This is a genomic window from Streptomyces sp. NPDC006687, from assembly GCF_040636215.1.
Lineage (GTDB): Bacteria > Actinomycetota > Actinomycetes > Streptomycetales > Streptomycetaceae > Streptomyces.
Genome location: NZ_JBEYJJ010000006.1, coordinates 197,705 through 211,010 on the forward strand (window position 1 = coordinate 197,705; position 13,306 = coordinate 211,010).

At 75.1% G+C, this 13,306-nt stretch carries 14 protein-coding genes; 12 read left to right on the forward strand and 2 right to left on the reverse strand.

The annotated features are described in order from the left end of the window. The first annotated feature begins 105 nt into the window (after window positions 1-105). From glmS to ABZ716_RS10395, 7 genes are all read left to right on the forward strand, one after another. Window positions 106-1,968 carry a glutamine--fructose-6-phosphate transaminase (isomerizing) gene (gene glmS / locus ABZ716_RS10365; RefSeq protein ID WP_358812092.1) on the forward strand — a complete coding sequence of 621 codons (1,863 nt, stop codon included), beginning with the start codon at window positions 106-108 and terminating at the stop codon, window positions 1,966-1,968. A gap of 14 nt (window positions 1,969-1,982) precedes the next feature. Then, window positions 1,983-2,351 carry a holo-ACP synthase gene (locus tag ABZ716_RS10370; protein WP_358958020.1) on the forward strand — a complete coding sequence of 123 codons (369 nt, stop codon included), beginning with the start codon at window positions 1,983-1,985 and terminating at the stop codon, window positions 2,349-2,351. Window positions 2,352-2,377: 26 nt separating this feature from the next. After that, window positions 2,378-3,832, forward strand: a complete 1,455-nt coding sequence (locus tag ABZ716_RS10375) for an NAD(P)H-hydrate dehydratase (RefSeq protein ID WP_358958023.1) — start codon at window positions 2,378-2,380, stop codon at window positions 3,830-3,832. Between the two features lie 457 nt (window positions 3,833-4,289). Then, the gene (gene alr / locus ABZ716_RS10380) at window positions 4,290-5,426 is read left to right on the forward strand and encodes an alanine racemase (RefSeq protein ID WP_358958026.1); all 1,137 of its coding nucleotides are present in this window, start codon (window positions 4,290-4,292) and stop codon (window positions 5,424-5,426) included. 56 nt (window positions 5,427-5,482) lie between these two features. After that, a complete protein-coding gene (locus ABZ716_RS10385; protein WP_358958029.1) occupies window positions 5,483-6,664 on the forward strand; it encodes an alpha/beta hydrolase in 1,182 nt (393 codons plus the stop codon). Further along, window positions 6,621-7,181: a tRNA (adenosine(37)-N6)-threonylcarbamoyltransferase complex ATPase subunit type 1 TsaE gene (tsaE, locus tag ABZ716_RS10390; RefSeq protein WP_351878267.1), complete on the forward strand. Its 561-nt coding sequence runs from the start codon at window positions 6,621-6,623 to the stop codon at window positions 7,179-7,181. Before ABZ716_RS10385 ends, tsaE begins: the two co-directional genes overlap by 44 nt. A 154-nt stretch (window positions 7,182-7,335) precedes the next feature. Further along, complete coding sequence (locus tag ABZ716_RS10395; RefSeq protein WP_358812792.1) at window positions 7,336-7,524, forward strand: hypothetical protein; 189 nt, start codon at window positions 7,336-7,338, stop codon at window positions 7,522-7,524. A gap of 128 nt (window positions 7,525-7,652) precedes the next feature. Here the strand turns inward: ABZ716_RS10395 and ABZ716_RS10400 are convergent, their stop codons facing one another. Beyond that, a complete protein-coding gene (locus tag ABZ716_RS10400) occupies window positions 7,653-8,210 on the reverse strand; it encodes a hypothetical protein (protein ID WP_358812793.1) in 558 nt (185 codons plus the stop codon). Window positions 8,211-8,408: 198 nt separating this feature from the next. On the opposite strand from ABZ716_RS10400, the gene tsaB reads away from it, so the two are divergent. Genes tsaB through ABZ716_RS10425 form a run of 5 tightly spaced genes read left to right on the forward strand, consistent with a single transcriptional unit; the run spans window position 8,409 to window position 11,815 of the window. Continuing rightward, window positions 8,409-9,071 carry a tRNA (adenosine(37)-N6)-threonylcarbamoyltransferase complex dimerization subunit type 1 TsaB gene (tsaB, locus tag ABZ716_RS10405; RefSeq protein WP_358812794.1) on the forward strand — a complete coding sequence of 221 codons (663 nt, stop codon included), beginning with the start codon at window positions 8,409-8,411 and terminating at the stop codon, window positions 9,069-9,071. A 26-nt stretch (window positions 9,072-9,097) separates the two neighbouring features. Then, the gene (rimI, locus tag ABZ716_RS10410; protein ID WP_358958132.1) at window positions 9,098-9,664 is read left to right on the forward strand and encodes a ribosomal protein S18-alanine N-acetyltransferase; all 567 of its coding nucleotides are present in this window, start codon (window positions 9,098-9,100) and stop codon (window positions 9,662-9,664) included. Then, window positions 9,657-10,808 (forward strand): tRNA (adenosine(37)-N6)-threonylcarbamoyltransferase complex transferase subunit TsaD, encoded by a 1,152-nt coding sequence (gene tsaD / locus ABZ716_RS10415; RefSeq protein WP_358812795.1) that lies wholly within the window; start codon window positions 9,657-9,659, stop codon window positions 10,806-10,808. The genes rimI and tsaD overlap by 8 nt, the downstream gene beginning before the upstream one ends. Continuing rightward, window positions 10,805-11,095, forward strand: coding sequence for a hypothetical protein (locus ABZ716_RS10420; RefSeq protein ID WP_358812796.1), 291 nt, complete (start codon window positions 10,805-10,807; stop codon window positions 11,093-11,095). The genes tsaD and ABZ716_RS10420 overlap by 4 nt, the downstream gene beginning before the upstream one ends. A gap of 57 nt (window positions 11,096-11,152) precedes the next feature. Beyond that, window positions 11,153-11,815: a hypothetical protein gene (locus ABZ716_RS10425; protein WP_358958032.1), complete on the forward strand. Its 663-nt coding sequence runs from the start codon at window positions 11,153-11,155 to the stop codon at window positions 11,813-11,815. Between the two features lie 218 nt (window positions 11,816-12,033). On the opposite strand, the gene ABZ716_RS10430 is transcribed toward ABZ716_RS10425, so the two are convergent. Further along, the gene (locus ABZ716_RS10430) at window positions 12,034-13,224 is read right to left on the reverse strand and encodes a methyltransferase domain-containing protein (RefSeq protein ID WP_358812892.1); all 1,191 of its coding nucleotides are present in this window, start codon (window positions 13,222-13,224) and stop codon (window positions 12,034-12,036) included. Window positions 13,225-13,306 lie beyond the last annotated feature (82 nt).

Here is a 13,306-nt window from a genome sequence, read left to right on the forward strand (position 1 = left end):
GGAGGGTCAAGAGGGTCAACCCCGCTCCGGTGGATTCGCCGGAGCGGGGTTTTCGTCCTGTTCGGGTACCCGACAGGGGATCAACTCAGGCGTACCCTGCGGCCTATGTGCGGAATTGTGGGATACGTGGGAGCGCAGTCGGCGCTCGATGTGGTCATCGCCGGGCTGAAGCGGCTGGAGTACCGGGGCTACGACTCGGCCGGGGTCGCCGTCCTCGCCGACGACGAGCTGGTCAGCGCCAAGAAGGCCGGAAAACTCGTCAACCTGGAGAAGGAGCTGGTGGCGCAGCCGCTGCCGGCGGGCTCCACGGGTCTCGGGCACACCCGTTGGGCGACCCACGGGGCGCCCACCGACGTCAACGCCCACCCGCATCTGGACAACTCCGGCCGGGTGGCCGTCGTCCACAACGGCATCATCGAGAACTTCGCCGCGCTCCGCGCCGAACTGGCCGAGCGGGGGCACCGGCTGGAGTCGGAGACGGACACCGAGGTCGTCGCGCACCTGCTGGCCGAGCGGTTCGAGGCGTCGGGGGGCGCCGGGGGCGCGGGGCTGGCGGAGGCGATGCGGCAGGTGTGCCGGCGGCTGGAGGGGGCGTTCACCCTGGTCGCGGTGCACGCCGACGAGCCGGACGTGGTGGTCGGGGCGCGCCGGAACTCCCCGCTGGTGGTGGGCGTTGGAGAGGGTGAGAACTTCCTCGCCTCGGACGTGGCCGCGTTCATCGCCCACACGCGGTCCGCGATCGAGCTGGGGCAGGACCAGGTGGTCGAGCTCCGCCGGGACGGGGTCTCGGTGACCGACTTCGACGGTGCGCCCGCGACCGTGCGGGCGTACCACGTGGACTGGGACGCTTCGGCGGCCGAGAAGGGGGGTTATGACTACTTCATGCTCAAGGAGATCGCCGAGCAGCCGAAGGCTGTCGCCGACACCCTCCTGGGCAGGATCGACGCGAGCGGCCTGCTGACCCTGGACGAGGTGCGCATCCCCGCCTCGGTGCTCCGGGAGGTCGACAAGGTCGTGATCGTGGCGTGCGGTACGGCGTACCACGCGGGCATGATCGCGAAGCTGGCCATCGAGCACTGGACCCGCATCCCGTGCGAGACCGAGCTGGCCAGCGAGTTCCGCTACCGCGACCCGATCCTGGACCAGCGGACGCTGGTGATCGCCATCTCGCAGTCCGGCGAGACCATGGACACCCTCATGGCGCTGCGGCACGCCCGCGAGCAGGGGGCGAAGGTGCTGGCCGTCTGCAACACCAACGGGTCCACGATCCCGCGCGAGTCGGACGCCGTGCTGTACACGCACGCCGGGCCGGAGGTGGCCGTCGCCTCCACCAAGGCGTTCCTGACGCAGCTGGTGGCCTGCTACCTCGTCGCCCTGTACTTGGGCCAGGTGCGGGGCACGAAGTGGGGCGACGAGATCGAGGCGGTGATCCGCGAGCTGTCGGACATCGCCGCGGCGGTGGACCGGGTCCTGGAGACGATGGAGCCGGTACGGGCCCTCGCGCGCTCGCTGGCCGACAAGGACACCGTGCTGTTCCTCGGCCGGCACGTCGGCTACCCGGTGGCGCTGGAGGGTGCGCTCAAGCTCAAGGAGCTGGCGTACATGCACGCCGAGGGGTTCGCGGCGGGCGAGCTCAAGCACGGGCCGATCGCGCTGATCGACCAGGACCTGCCGGTGGTGGTCGTCGTACCGTCGCCGCGCGGCCGTTCCGTGCTCCACGACAAGATCGTCTCGAACATCCAGGAGATCCGGGCGCGCGGGGCGCGGACCATCGTGATCGCCGAGGAGGGCGACGACGCCGTCATCCCGTACGCCGACCACCTGATCCGCATCCCGGCGACGCCGACGCTGCTCCAGCCGCTGGTGGCGACGGTTCCGCTCCAGGTGTTCGCGTGCGAGCTGGCGACCGCGCGCGGCAACGAGGTGGACCAGCCGCGTAATCTCGCGAAGTCCGTCACTGTGGAGTAGTAGGGGTTGTCGTTGTGATTGTCGGTGTGGGGATTGACGTGGCCGAGATCGCCCGGTTCGGCGCGGCGCTGGAGCGGACACCGCAGATGGCGGAGCGGCTCTTCCTGGACACCGAGTTGACGCTGCCGAGCGGCGAGCGGCGCGGAGTCGCCTCGCTCGCCGCCCGGTTCGCGGCGAAGGAGGCCCTGGCCAAGGCGCTGGGCGCGCCGGGCGGCCTGCTGTGGACCGACGCCGAGGTGTACGTCGAGGAGACCGGGCAGCCGCGGCTGCGGGTGTCGGGCACCGTCGAGGCACGGGCCCGGGTCCTGGGGGTGAAGTCCTGGCACATCTCGCTGAGCCATGACGCGGGGATCGCGTCGGCGGTGGTCATCGCCGAGGGCTGAGCGGTCTGGTGGGGCAGGCTGGGGGTATGCGTACTGCTTACAGCGTGGAGAGCGTACGGGCCGCCGAGCGCGAGCTGATGGCCCGTCTGCCGGAGGGTGCCCTGATGGCGCGGGCCGCGGCCGGGCTGGCCGCCGTGTGCGCGGAGTTGCTGGCCCGCCGCCGGGGCCGGGTCTACGGGGCGCGGGTGGTGCTGCTGGTCGGGCCCGGGGACAACGGCGGCGACGCCCTGTACGCGGGCGCGCGGCTGGCGCGGCGCGGGGCCGGGGTGACGGCGGTGCCGATGGACCCCGAACGGATGCACCCGGGCGGGCTGGCCGCGCTGCGGGCCGCCGGGGGGCGGGTCGGGGAGCGGGTGCCGGAGCGGGCCGACCTGGTGGTGGACGGGCTGCTCGGGATCGGCGGCCGCGGCGGGCTGCGGCCGGCCGCGGCGGCGCTGGCGGAGGCGATCCCGGCCGGGGCGGTCGTGGTCGCGGTGGACCTGCCGAGCGGGGTGGACGCCGACACCGGGGAGGTGGCGGGCCCGGCGGTGACGGCCGGGGTGACGGTCACCTTCGGGGCGCACAAGCCGGGGCTGCTGACGGATCCGGGGGCCTCGCGGGCGGGGGCGGTGCGGCTGGTGGACATCGGGCTGGACCTGCCGGGGTCCGCCGTCGCGATGGAGGCGCTGCAACACGCCGATGTGGCGCGGCTGCTGCCGGTGCCGTCGGCGTCGAGCGACAAGTACCGGCGGGGCGTCGTCGGGGTCGTCGCCGGGTCGGAGCAGTACCCGGGCGCGGCGGTGCTCGCGGTGGCGGGGGCGCTGCGGGGCGGTGCGGGTGCGGTGCGGTACGTGGGGCCGGCGGCGGAGGCCGTGCTGGCGCGCTTCCCCGAGGTGCTGGTCGGGCGGGGGCGGGTGCAGTCCTGGGTGGTCGGGCCGGGGCTGGGCGCGGGGCGGGCGGAGGAGGTCGAGCGGGCCCTGGCGGATGCGGAGGTGCCGGTACTGCTCGACGCGGACGGGCTGCGCGGGCTGGACGGCGCGGTGGTGCGCCGGCGCCGGGCCGCGACCCTGCTGACCCCGCACGCGGGGGAGGCGGCGGCGCTGCTGGGGGTGGCGCGCGAGGAGGTGGAGGCGGGCCGGCTGGGCGCCGTCCGGGAGCTGGCCGGGCGGTACGGGGCGACGGCGCTGCTGAAGGGCTCGACGACACTGGTCGCCTCCGCCGCGGGCGGGCCCGTCCGGGTGAACCCGACGGGAACGCCGTGGCTGGCCACCGCCGGCAGCGGCGACGTCCTCTCGGGCCTGGCGGGCGCCCTCCTGGCCGCCGGCCTGCCGGCCCTGGACGCGGCCTCGGCGGCGGCCTACCTCCACGGCCTGGCGGGCCGCTTCGCCGCCGCGGGCGCCCCGACGACCGCACAGGAAGTGGCCGCCGCCCTCCCGGCCGCCTGGCGAAGCGTCGTGAGCCCGCCGGCCCCGGCCGCGGGGGCGGGAGCTCCCGAGCGGTAGCCGGGCGCCCTCCGGGACCTCCCGCCCCGCCGCGTCCGCGCCGTGGGCGTCCCGGCGGCAGCCGCGCGCCCGGGGGCGCCTTCGGCGGTGTCTCCCCTCGGCGGCGCCCTTCGGGGTGTGCCGCTCCGGTGGTGTCCGGCGCGGCGGGGCAACGTCGGCGGCAGCCGGACGTGCGGGGCGCCTTCAGGTGTTCGGCCCGGTGGCGTGCGGGGCGGCGGTGCGGCTTGGGCGGCGGTGCGGCTTCGGCGGCGGTGCGGCTTCGGTGGTGGGCGGGGCCCTTGGCGGGGGTATCCGTCCGGCGGAGTTCAGGGCGGTGGGGTGGTCCCGGCCGTAGCTCGGGCCCTTGCGGCAGCCCCCGGAGGGGCCCGGCCCCGGTGGCGGGCTGGGTGGTGGGGGACAACACGGGGCGAACCGTGCCGGATCTTCGAGGTGGGCTGGTTCTGAGAGACTGTGGGCGATGAACGAGACACCGATGCGCGTGTACGCCGAGATCGATCTTGACGCCGTACGGGACAACGTGCGCGCCCTGCGCGCCCGTGCGCCCCGGGCCGCGCTGATGGCCGTCGTCAAGGCGAACGCCTACGGGCACGGCGCCCTCCAGTGCGCCCGCGCGGCCCAGGAGGCCGGGGCGGCCTGGCTCGGCACCGCCACCCCCGAGGAGGCGCTGGAGCTGCGCGCCGCCGGGATCCAGGGGCGGATCATGTGCTGGCTGTGGACGCCCGGCGGCCCCTGGCGCGAGGCGGTCGAGGCCGACATCGACGTCTCCGTGAGCGGCATGTGGGCCCTGGACGAGGTCCGCGCGGCCGCCCGCGCGGCCGGCCGCACCGCCCGGATCCAGCTCAAGGCCGACACCGGCCTCGGCCGCAACGGCTGCCAGCCCGCCGACTGGGCCGCCCTCGTCGGCGCGGCCGTCGCCGCCCAGGCGGAGGGCACCGTCCAGGTCACCGGCGTCTGGTCGCACTTCGCCTGCGCCGACGAGCCCGGCCACCCCTCCATCCGGCTCCAGCTCGACGCCTTCCGCGACATGCTGGCCTACGCCGAGAAGGAGGGCGTCGACCCCGAGGTCCGGCACATCGCCAACTCCCCGGCGACCCTCACCCTCCCCGAGAGCCACTTCGACCTCGTCCGCACCGGCCTGGCCGTCTACGGGGTCTCGCCCGCGCCCGAACTCGGCACCCCCGCCGAACTCGGCCTGCGCCCCGCCATGACCCTCAGGGCCTCCCTCGCGCTGGTCAAGACCGTCCCCGACGGCCACGGCGTCAGCTACGGCCACCACTACGTCACCGGCTCCGAGACCCGCCTCGCCCTCGTCCCCGCCGGCTACGCCGACGGCATCCCGCGGGCCGCGTCCGGCCGAGGGCCCGTACTCGTCGCGGGGAAGATCCGGCGGGCCGCCGGGCGGATCGCCATGGACCAGTTCGTCGTGGACCTCGGCGAGGACCTCGCCCGGGCGGGCGACGAGGTCGTCATCCTCGGTGACGCCGAGCGTGGCGAGCCGACCGCCGATGACTGGGCTCAAGCAGCGCACACGATCGGGTATGAGATCGTCACCCGTATCGGGGGCCGGGTGCCCCGGGTCTACCTCGGCGGCTGAGGCCGAGTGCGGCTGAGGCCGAGTGAGGACGGGGACGGCGTGAGCGGAACAGGGTCGTGAGCGAGAACTGGCGCAAGGCCGGCTGGGCCGGCGCCGCCATCGGCGTGATAGCGGCGGGCGCCGCGGCCGGTGTCGCCGTCGAACGGATCACCGTGGGCCGGGGCATCCGCCGCAAGGCGCGCCTGGCACTGGACGCCGCCGGGGACTACGGCTCCCTGCGCGGGACCGAGGGCACCTGCCGCACCGAGGACGGCACCGAGCTCCACTACGAGGTGGACGAGCCCCAGGAGGAGGCCCCCGGCACGGGCAGACGCCGGCCGGGCCGCAAGGCCGCGGCCCCGCCCACCGTCGTGTTCTGCCACGGCTACTGCCTCAGCCAGGACTCCTGGCACTTCCAGCGCGCCGCCCTGCGCGGGCTCGTCCGCTGCGTCTACTGGGACCAGCGCAGCCACGGCCGCAGCGCCCGCGGCCTGGCCCAGGCCGACGGCGAGCCGGTCACCATCGAGCAGCTCGGCCGCGACCTCAAGGCCGTCATCGACGCCGCCGCCCCCGAGGGCCCGCTCGTGCTCGTCGGGCACTCCATGGGCGGGATGACCGTCATGGCCTTCGCCGAGCAGTTCCCGGAGCTGGTGCGCGAGCGCGTCCTCGGCGTGGCCCTGATCGGCACCTCCAGCGGCCGGCTCGACGAGGTCACGTACGGGCTGCCGGCCCTCGGACAGGGCGCCGTGCGCCGCCTGCTGCCGGGCGTGCTCAAAGCCCTCGGCTCCCAGGTGGAACTCGTCGAGAAGGGCCGCCGGGCCACCGCCGACTTGTTCGCCGGAATGATCAAGCTGTACTCGTTCGGCTCCCGCGAGGTCGATCCCGGCGTGGAGCGCTTCGCCGAGCGGCTGATCGAGGGGACCCCGATCGACGTGGTCGCCGAGTTCTACCCCGCCTTCCAGGTCCACGACAAGAGCGCGGCCCTCCAGCGCTTCGCCGGCATCCCCGTCACCGTCATCGCGGGGGACCGGGACATGATCATCCCGCCGGAGCACAGCGTGGCGATCAAGGAGGAGCTGCCGGCGGCCGAGCTGGCGGTCCTGGAGGAGACCGGGCACCTGATGATGCTGGAGCGCCCCGAGATCGTGACGGAGCTGCTCACGGGCCTGCTGGCCCGCTCCGGAGCCGTCCCCGCACCGGCTAACGTGGGGCCGCATGGAAGACGTACAGCGGGAAGCGCCGCGCAGCCCGGCCGCTGAGGCCCTGGCAGAGGCGGCCGCCGAAACCCTGATCACCGTCGACTCGCCCGCCGCCATGCAGGCCCTGGGCCGCCGGATCGCCGGCGTGCTGCGCCCCGGGGACCTGGTCCTGCTGACCGGTGAGCTCGGCGCGGGCAAGACCACCCTGACCCGGGGGCTGGGGGAGGGGCTGGGCGTGCGCGGGGCGGTGACCTCGCCGACCTTCGTGATCGCCCGGGTGCACCCGTCCCTGGGCGACGGGCCGCCGCTGGTGCACGTGGATGCGTACCGGCTGGGCGGCGGACTGGACGAGATGGAGGACCTGGACCTCGACGTCTCGCTGTCCGATTCCGTGGTGGTCGTGGAGTGGGGCGACGGCAAGGTGGAGGAGCTCTCCGACGACCGGCTGCATGTGGTCATCGGGCGGGCGGTCGGCCACGAGGAGGTCCTGGACGACGTGCGCGAGGTCGCGCTGCGCGGCGTGGGCGCCCGCTGGGCGCAGGCCGCGCCGGAGCTGGCGCGGCTGGCGCGGGGGTAGCGGCGGTCCCTGGCCGGCTCGCCGACCGGGTACCGACAAGTCGTCGGGAAAACGTTGCGCCGGTGCGGGCCCGCGTGGTGACATGGTACCGAGCGCTGGTTAGGTGTACCTAAGTCCGCCTGGTCCGGCGTCCCCGGGGTCTCAGGAGGCAGCCATGTCGGCAGCAGGAGCAGAGCGAGCGCCCGTCGTGTCCATGCGGGCCCTGCTCGCGGCGGGCGTGGCCGCCACCGCGGTGTCCACGCCGCCCGCCCCCTCGGAGCCGGACCCCCGGGAGCCGGCGGCCGGGGGTGCTGGGGACGCGGACACGGAACAGGCCGCCTCCGCGGAACCGGAAGCGGCCTGACGCGGGCGGGACGCCGCGCGGGGTACCCACGTACGGGTGGAAGGCTCTCGCCCGGAACGCCCTCGTCCGGAACGCCTCGTCCGGACGGTTCTCGTCTGGACGGCCCTCGGCGGCGTCGACCGGATGGGCTACGGGACGACGACGATCTTCGAGTTGTAGAGGGCGAAGGCCCACATGGCGTCACCGTCCGCACGCGACATCCGGATGCCGCCCGTCTTCTTCGCCGGGTCCGGCTGCGGCAGCTGACCGTCCACGCGGGCGCTGAAGCCGATCGCGATGCCGTCGGCGCTGCTGGCGAACCGGACGACGTGCTCGATCGGCACCCCGTCCGAGCCGGTGACCGTGCCCGCACGCGAGTTCACGAGGTAGCTGCCGGGCGCCGGCTGCACCGTGCTCGGCACCACCGTGAACGACTTCGGCTCCTTGCCGTCCTCCGGGACCAGCCACACCCGCTTCTGCGACACCGAGTACACGACCCGCTGGCCGGTGCCCGACGCGGCCGGCAGCGGCGCCGGCTTCGCCGCGTCCTGCGGCCCCGGAGCGGGGCTCTGCGGCTGCGCCGGGGCGGGCGCGGCCTTCGCGGGGTGCGCGGGAGCGGTCGCGTGCGCCTGGTAGCCGAGGAAGCCGATCGCCGCGATCGCCGCTGCGGTGAGCCCGGCCACGATTCCCGAGCTGCTGCGTGCCACCTTGCTCCACCTCTCCGCGCGTGCGCGTGCTGTCTGTGCCGTACCGCTGTGCTGTCGGTGCCGTGCTGCTGTGCTGTCTGTGCCGTGCCGCTGTGCCGCTGTGCCGTGCTGCTGTGCCGTGCGGTCGAAAGGTAGCAGCCGGACCCCGGCTCCGACCGGCCGCAAGGCCCGGGGGCCGGGGAGTCGTAGGCTGTTCGCGTGCTCTTGCTCGCCGTAGATACCGCCACGCCCGCCGTCACCGTCGCCCTGCATGACGGGGAGTCCGTCCTGGCCGAGTCCCACCAGGTCGACGCCCGCCGCCACGGGGAGCTCCTGCTGCCCTCCGTGGACCGGGTCCTCGCCGAGGCCGGGGTGAAGCTCGAAGCCCTCACCGGCATCGTCGTCGGCGTCGGCCCCGGCCCCTACACCGGGCTGCGCGTCGGCCTCGTCACCGCCTCCACCTTCGCCGCCGTCCTCGGCATCCCCGTGCACGGCCTGTGCACCCTCGACGGGCTCGCCTACGCCGCGGGCGCCGCCGGGATCGAGGGCCCCTTCACCGTCGCCACCGACGCGCGGCGCAAGGAGGTCTACTGGGCGCGCTACGAGGACCCGCACACCCGGGTCGGCGAGCCCGCCGTGGACCGTCCGGCCGACATCGCCGAGCAGGTCGCGGGCCTCCCCGCCGTCGGCGAGGGCGCCCGCCTGTACCCGGAGGTCTTCCCGGACGCGCGGGGCCCCGAGCACCAGTCGGCCGCGGCCCTGGCCGGCCTGGCCGCCGAGCGCCTCGCCGCGGGAGCCGGGTTCCTCCCGCCCACCCCGCTCTACCTGCGCCGCCCCGACGCCCAGGTGCCGAAGAACTACAAGGTGGTCACCCCGCAGTGACCGCCCCGACCGCGGTGCTCCGTGAGATGCGCTGGTGGGACATCGCACCGGTGCTGGAACTGGAGCACGAGCTCTTCCCCGAGGACGCCTGGTCGGCCGGGATGTTCTGGTCCGAGCTGGCCCACGCGCGCGGCCCGCGGGCCAGCCGCCGCTACGTCGTCGCCGAGATCCCGCCTGACAGCGCCTCCGCCGCGGGGTCCACCGGCCGCCTGGTCGGCTACGCGGGACTGGCCGCCTCCGGCGACCAGGGCGACGTACAGACCATCGCGGCGGCCAAGGACCAGTGGGGCACCGGACTCGGCGCCCGCCTCCTGACCGAGCTGCTGCGCGCCGCGACCGCCTTCGAGTGCGCGGAGGTGCTGCTGGAGGTCCGGGTCGACAACACCCGCGCCCAGCGGCTCTACGAGCGCTTCGGCTTCGAGCCGATCGGCTTCCGGCGGGGCTACTACCAGCCGGGCAACGTCGACGCGCTGGTGATGCGCCTGACGGACCCGGCACGGACGACGACCACCCCCGCGACCGGGGCCGCCGAGGCCGCCCCCGACACCCCCGAGACCACCGAACATCCTGAGAGCAGTGACACCCATGGCTGACGAACCGCTCGTCCTCGGCATCGAGACCTCCTGCGACGAGACCGGCGTCGGCATCGTCCGCGGTACCACCCTGCTCGCCGACGCGGTCGCCTCCAGCGTCGACGAGCACGCCCGGTTCGGCGGCGTCGTGCCCGAGGTCGCCTCCCGCGCCCACCTGGAGGCGATGGTCCCGACCATCGAGCGCGCCCTGAAGGAAGCCGGCGTCAGCGCCCGCGACCTCGACGGCATCGCCGTCACCGCCGGCCCCGGCCTCGCGGGCGCGCTGCTGGTCGGCGTCTCGGCGGCGAAGGCGTACGCGTACGCGCTGGGCAAGCCGCTGTACGGGGTCAACCACCTCGCGTCACACATCTGCGTCGACCAGCTGGAGCACGGGCCGCTGCCCGAGCCGACCATGGCCCTGCTGGTCTCCGGCGGCCACTCCTCGCTGCTCCTCGCCCCCGACATCACCAGCGACGTCCGCCCGCTCGGCGCGACCATCGACGACGCGGCGGGCGAGGCGTTCGACAAGATCGCCCGCGTGCTCCAGCTCGGCTTCCCCGGCGGTCCGGTCATCGACCGGCTGGCCAAGGAGGGCGACCCCAAGGCCATCCACTTCCCGCGCGGACTGACCGGGTCGCGCGACCCGGCGTACGACTTCTCCTTCTCCGGTCTCAAGACGGCGGTGGCCCGCTGGATCGAGGCGAAGCGGAACGCGGGCGAGGAGGTGCCGGTGCGCGACGTGGCGGCGTCCTTCCAGGAGGCGGTGGTGGACGTGCTCACGCGCAAGGCGATCCGCGCGTGCAAGGACGAGGGCGTGGACCACCTCATGATCGGCGGCGGCGTGGCGGCCAACTCGCGGCTGCGCTCGCTCGCGCAGGAGCGGTGCGACGACGCGGGGATCATCCTGCGCGTGCCGCGGCCGAAGCTGTGCACCGACAACGGGGCGATGGTCGCGGCGCTGGGCGCGGAGATGGTCAGGCGGAACCGTCCGGCCTCGGACTGGGACCTGTCGGCGGACTCCTCCCTGCCGGTGACGGACCCCCACGTCCCGGGCACGTCCCACGACCACGCCGGCGACGGGCACTCCCACGGGAGCCACTCCCACGGCCACTCCCACGACCACGACCACGTGCACGAGCTGAGCAAGGACAACCTCTACTCATGAGCACCACCGTCGCGCTGATGTGGGAGGCCCGGGCCGCCGAGGGCCGGGGCAACGAGCTCCTGGAATGGGCCCGCGCCCAGGTCCTGGCCCGGGATCCGCTGCGCCGCGAGGTGCTGCGCGCGGGGCAGGACCGGGTGCTGGTGATCACCTGGTGGGAGACCCCGCAGGGCGGCCCGGCGGCGGATCTGCCCGAGCTGCCGGAGCCCGCGGCGGACCTGATCGCCCGGGCCGTGCACCGCTGGCGCTTCGAGTCCGTCGAGGTCAGCGAGGGCACCGAGGGCGGCTGAGCGCGGGTCGAGGAGCGCTGCGGTGAAGCTCCACGAGCCGCCGCTAGGGTCATGCGCATGTCTAGCCGCCGTGACCTGCCGCCCCCGCCGCCGCCCGCGCACCTGCGCGAGTGGCTGGACGAGAGCGTCGTACGGGCCGACCGCGCGCGCTACCTCGCGGACCTGAGCCACCGCTCGCTGGGCCTGGGGCGGCTGGTGCTGCTCTGGCTGGTCGCGGCCCTCTTCGCGCTCGGCTGGACCTTCGTCAGCATGGCCGTGATGACCTTCGAGTCGGGCCGGGGAGCGGAGTACTTCTTCGGCGGCGCCTTCGCCGTGATGGGGGCGGCGGTGCTGGCACTGGCCGGGTACCTCTTCGTGCGGGGTGCCCGGCAGGAGCGGCGGGTGCACCAGCTGCTGTGCGCCTGGGTCGTCGCGGGCCGCGACCCCGCCGCGGACGCGCGGCTGCGCGCACCGGGCCGGGGGCTGGTGTGGCTGGCGGCCTCGCTGACCCTGGGCGCCCTCGGCCTGTGGACGGCCTTCACCTCGGCGGCGGACGCGGCCACGGTGGGCGAGGTCGCGTACTCCATGGGCCTCGGCCTCATCCTGTGGATCACCGCCCTCCTGGGCCTGGCGAAGACCACCGCCCATCACACCTGGTCCCTCCGCACCCGCCCGAAGCCCCCCGCCACCACTGCCCCACCCCGCACCCGGCAGGCAAGGTCCACCCTGGCGGGCATCTGAGCCGCGGGGCCAGTAAGCCCGGCCCGCCGCCCTTGCGGGTCGGCCCGCCCAAAACCCGGCCCTGCCGCGCGCGCCCGGCCGGGCCGGCCAGAATCAGCCCCGCCGGCGTTAGAGGCGCGGGGTCCGGGGCGGAGCCCCGGAGGGCCAGGGCGCAGCCCGGGGTCGCTTGCGCGGCGGCGCGGCACCGGAGTCCGTACCCCGCCCGGCCAGGGCAACGGCTACGCCGCCGGCCCCCCGATCAGCATCGCCGGCGCCCCCGCCACCCGCGTCAGGAACACCGTCGCCGCGTTCGGCCCCGCCGGCTTCACCTTCCGCCGCAGCTCCTCCGGCTCGATCGCCGACCCCCGCTTCTTCACCGTCAGCACCCCCACCTCCCGCTCCCGCAGCAGCGCCTTCAGCTTCTTCAGCCCGAACGGCAGCACATCCGTGATCTCGTACGCCGTCGCGTACGGCGTGGCCCGCAGCTCGTCGGCCGTGATGTACGCGATCGTCGGGTCGATCAGCCGCCCGCCCAGCTGCTCCGCCACCTCCGCCACCAGATGCGCCCGGATCACCGCCCCGTCCGGCTCGTAGAGCCAGCGCCCCACCGGCCCCGCCTCGGGATCCGGCAGCGGCTCGGCGGTGCGCAGGCCGACCGGACCCGGCAGCAGGGTGGCCCGTACCGTGCCCGGGGCGGTGCCGAACCAGAGCACGGCCTCCTTCACGTCCCCGTGGTCCGAGATCCACTCCGCCTCGGCCTCGGCCGGCACCGCCTCGTGCGGAATCCCCGGCGCGATCTTGATCGCCGCGTACCGCGCCGCACGCGCCGTGCCCACCGCCCACGACAGCGGCGGCGAGTACGCCTCCGGGTCGAAGATCCGCCCGCGCCCGCCGCGCCGCGCCGGGTCGATGAAGACGGCGTCGTACGAGGAGACGTCGACCGCCGTCACATCCGCCTCCCGGACCTCGATCAGGTCCGCCAGCCCCAGCGCCTCCGCGTTGGCCCGCGCGACGGCCACCGTCAGGGGGTCGAGGTCCACCGCCAGCACCCGGATCCCGCGCCGCGCCAGCGCGAGCGCGTCCCCGCCGATCCCGCAGCACAGGTCCGCGACGCTGCGCACGCCGAGCCCGGCGAGGCGCTCGGCCCGGTACGAGGCGACCGGCGCGCGGGTGGCCATCTCCCCGCCGCCGGGGGTGAAGAACATCCGGAACGCGTCCTCGGCCCCGAACTTCGCCACCGCCCGCTGCCTCAGCCGGGCCTGCCCCAGCGCGGCCGACACCAGCCCGGCGGGGTGCTCGCGGCGCAGCCGGGTGGCCACGGCCAGCTCCTGGGCGGGGTCGTAGTCGCGGAGCGAGTCGAGGAGCGCGCGGCCCTCGGGGGTGAGGAGCGCGGCGAAGTCTTCGGGAGTCACGGCTCCATTGTCGGCCAGTCGGTGGAAGGGGGGCCTCCAGCCGTGGTGTCGGCCGGGGAGCCGCGCCGCGCGGTGCGAGGATCCGCGCTATGCAGCTAGT